The sequence below is a fragment of the Sphingomonas sp. 179-A 2A2 NHS genome, from assembly GCF_045371305.1.
Taxonomy (GTDB): Bacteria; Pseudomonadota; Alphaproteobacteria; order Sphingomonadales; family Sphingomonadaceae; genus Sphingomonas.
Genome location: NZ_JBIQDE010000026.1, coordinates 1 through 3,086, shown reverse-complemented (window position 1 = coordinate 3,086; position 3,086 = coordinate 1). Strand labels below are relative to the sequence as shown.

The 3,086-nt window shown below is 67.1% G+C and carries 4 protein-coding genes; all 4 read right to left on the bottom strand.

The genetic code is table 11. From position 1 onward, the window contains the following. A partial coding sequence (locus ACH0AE_RS17730) for a hypothetical protein (RefSeq protein ID WP_406876150.1) occupies positions 1 to 648 on the bottom strand: 648 nt, incomplete at its 3' end. A 25-nt stretch (positions 649 to 673) separates the two neighbouring features. After that, positions 674 to 1,966 (bottom strand): abortive infection family protein, encoded by a 1,293-nt coding sequence (locus ACH0AE_RS17725; RefSeq protein WP_232307961.1) that lies wholly within the window; start codon positions 1,964 to 1,966, stop codon positions 674 to 676. Between the two features lie 44 nt (positions 1,967 to 2,010). Continuing rightward, complete coding sequence (locus ACH0AE_RS17720) at positions 2,011 to 2,397, bottom strand: PIN domain-containing protein (RefSeq protein ID WP_066690594.1); 387 nt, start codon at positions 2,395 to 2,397, stop codon at positions 2,011 to 2,013. Beyond that, on the bottom strand, positions 2,394 to 2,636 hold the full coding sequence (locus ACH0AE_RS17715) for an AbrB/MazE/SpoVT family DNA-binding domain-containing protein (RefSeq protein WP_066690591.1): 243 nt from the start codon (positions 2,634 to 2,636) through the stop codon (positions 2,394 to 2,396). Before ACH0AE_RS17715 ends, ACH0AE_RS17720 begins: the two co-directional genes overlap by 4 nt. Between the last annotated feature and the right edge of the window lie 450 nt (positions 2,637 to 3,086).

Below are 3,086 nucleotides of genomic sequence, written 5' to 3'. Positions count from 1 at the left end.
CGGGATGTCGCCTGCTGATTGCGTGATCGGCACAACGTGCTTGCCCAGGGTGTGCGCGATGCCGGCCTCGTAGAAGACGTTCGGATTGCGCCCCGTGAAGTCGCACACGACGATATGGGCCCGGAAGATCAGTGCGAACACGTCCTGGATCACCGCTGAGTGCTGCCAGATGTCCTTGGCGCGCAGCGTCCGATAGCCGGCTTGGGCGGCCGCATGGCCGATCGCCTGAAACACCGGCTCGAACTCAGGCGCGAACGGCGTCATCACCGCGATCAGGTCCGCTTCGACGCCGCCGTCGGGCAGATCGAACACGCTGGGAGTGAACACCACGGTGCGCGACCGCCCGCCGCTGGTCGACACCAGCTCGCCGTCGTCACCGTATTTATCGCGGATAAAGGAAGCGATCGTGGCGAGGTTGTGCGGGTTGCGCTCCGCCAGCGAGAACAGCACGCCATGTGCGTGTCCCGAATAGTCGGGATCCGCGAAGCTGAGGCTGCGCAGTAGGCGATCGTGGCCGGTGATGACGTCGAGCGCGCCGAGATGAACGCCGAGCTCCTTCCAGTCGCCGGCGTTGAAGTTGGCGACCGCGATACGGGCGAGCCGGATCAGATATTGTCGATCCTGGTCGCTCATTGGATGATCGAACACGCGAAAGCCTCTTGAGTAATGATCGTCAGCCCTGCCGCGCGCTGCGCGCGTCGGTGAGCGATGGTGAGGGGGCCGCACCAGGCAGGATGCGCTGGTGATAGGTGTCGGAGACAAAGTCGATAAACGCGACGGCCGCGCCGACGGCGAGGCGGGCATGGCGCGGCTCGAGCCCGCGGTGACGGCCGTCGCGGCCGTGGCCTGAGCCGTACAGGCTGCGGATCTCCGAGAGGTACTGGGTGATCGTGGTCAGATTGCGCAGCAGCAGCCGGATCGCCTCAGCGCCCTTGGCCTCGTCAGGGATGCCCTCGGGAACGAGCTTCAGTTCCTTGGTGAGCAGTTTCGTCAGTTCGGGCAGCGTCACCGTCTTGGAGAAGGTGACCCCCTGCCGGGTGAGGATCGACTTGCAGCAGGTCTCGACCAGATCCTTGGCGGTGCCGATCGCAAGCGCGGGATCGGCCTCGACCGCGACTTCGAGCCGCTCGATCTCCTTCTGCATCCAGCCCGCATCGAGCGCGTCCGCGACCGTTCGCGCGCGGGAGACCGATCGACCGCCGGCGAGCCCCGCGCGCCGGGCCACGAAGCGCGGCCGCCCCGCGATCCGCTCCTCCTCAACCAGCTCCCAGCCGTCCTGGCGCAGCTGGTCGTTGTACTGCGCCACCAGCCGGATCGCCTCGTCCTTGTCGGGACGAACCACGGGGTGGACCGTTTCGCAGAGGAAGCGCAGGAAGACCTCGTCCGGTCCACTCGACAGCCCGAAGCGGGCGTCGTCATAGACCCAGTCCTCGCCCCAATCGAAATTGTTAACGCGGTGCTGGTAGATGTCGCCGGCGGCATCCTTGTAACGCGAGTCATAGGACGGCAGCGTGTCGAGGCTGTAGAGCCGGGCCAGAAAGTCGACGTCGTCTAGCGTGCCGCACCACGCAACCTGGTCGATCCGTAGGCCATCGATGATGTTCTGTCGCGTCTGTCGGCGGACCCGGTCGTTCGGCCGGGCGGGAGCACTTGGCGCCGCGAGCCGCGGCACGAGCTTGGCGCTGTACCAATCCTGGGTGAAGGGTTCGAGCACGGCCTTAAGGCGTTGGGTGATCTGCTCTTCGACCCCGTCCTTGGCGCCGCCTAGCAGCGCATACTCGGCCGGATCAATCGAGAGGAACACCGTCCACTGCTCAGTGCCGCCGTTCCAGTTGTCGTAGCCGGTCCGCTCGATCCGCGGGGTGGCCGCGCGCACGACGTTGGCCGCCTGGGTCATGCGTTCGGCGATCAGCATTTCCTCGACGGTCGCGAGATAGCGCGCCGGCTGTTCAATCAGGTCCTGCACGCGGGCGTCCTCGATATCCTACTCGATAGCACGAACTCGTGCAGTCAGCGGATCGCCACCACCTTGACCTCGGCCGCAGCCGCGATCTCCTTCCACTTACGGTCGGAGGTCCAGGCGGGCAGACCTTCGCGCTTGGCGAGCGCGAGGCAGAAGCGATCGCCGAGCGACAGCCCGCCTTCGACGGTGTGGCGCCGCAGCCGCGCGGCCTCGCGCGCAAGCGCCGCATCGGCCGGGACGAGCTCGACCGGCAGCGGCCGCAGCATGGCGTCGACCTCCTCGTCGGGCATGCCGAGCTTGTGGTAGTGAGTGGCAACCTCAGCCATGTTGACCACCGACATGCGCGCGCCGGCGAGCGCGCCCTCGACCTTCTTGGCACCAGCCTCGCCGCGCAGCAGCGCGAGCAGCGCCGAGGCGTCGAGCACGACGCTCATTCGCCGTTCTCCGCGGCGCGGGTGGCGAGGAAGTCGTCGACGCTGGAGCCGGGGGCGTCGCGGTAACGGCGCGCGAGCGCCTGCGCCTGCGCCACGATCTGCGGCACGGTGCGCAGCACGACGCCATCGGCCGTCTCGTCGAGATAAACCGCACCGCCGCCGGTGAGCCCAAGCCGCTTGCGGATGTCGGCCGGCAGGCTCATGCGGCCGTTGGGCGTGATGTTGACTTGGACGGTCATGGTGGCAGCCTGTTGCTCGGTGTGTCGCTGGGGACAGTATAGGCGCATCATTGCCGACCCTCAACGTCGGTGATGCCGTGCCACACGTGCAGAAGCGTGACACGCCCCCTTCCCTGCGCCACGCCACACACGGGCACTTTCCATAATCGTGGCTTATGGTAGGAACAGGCGAATTATTGGTCAGAACAGGATGGCGGGGCAGGGCGGTGCAGCAGGAGGGTAACACACCGGTGGCGAACGTGCCTGAACAGGGCAAACTGGAACCGAGCGACCCTACCCTCAGCACCGTGCCACAATCCGCTTCGGATGACATGAACAGCCGGGCAGTGTCAGCCACCTCCAGCCAGGCCAGCCCGACCGCGGTGCTGGTCGTCCGGACCGACGCCGCGCTGCCAAGGCGCCGGTCGCGCCGCGCCGCCGGCGACGACGTTGCCACCCCCGACACGCGGC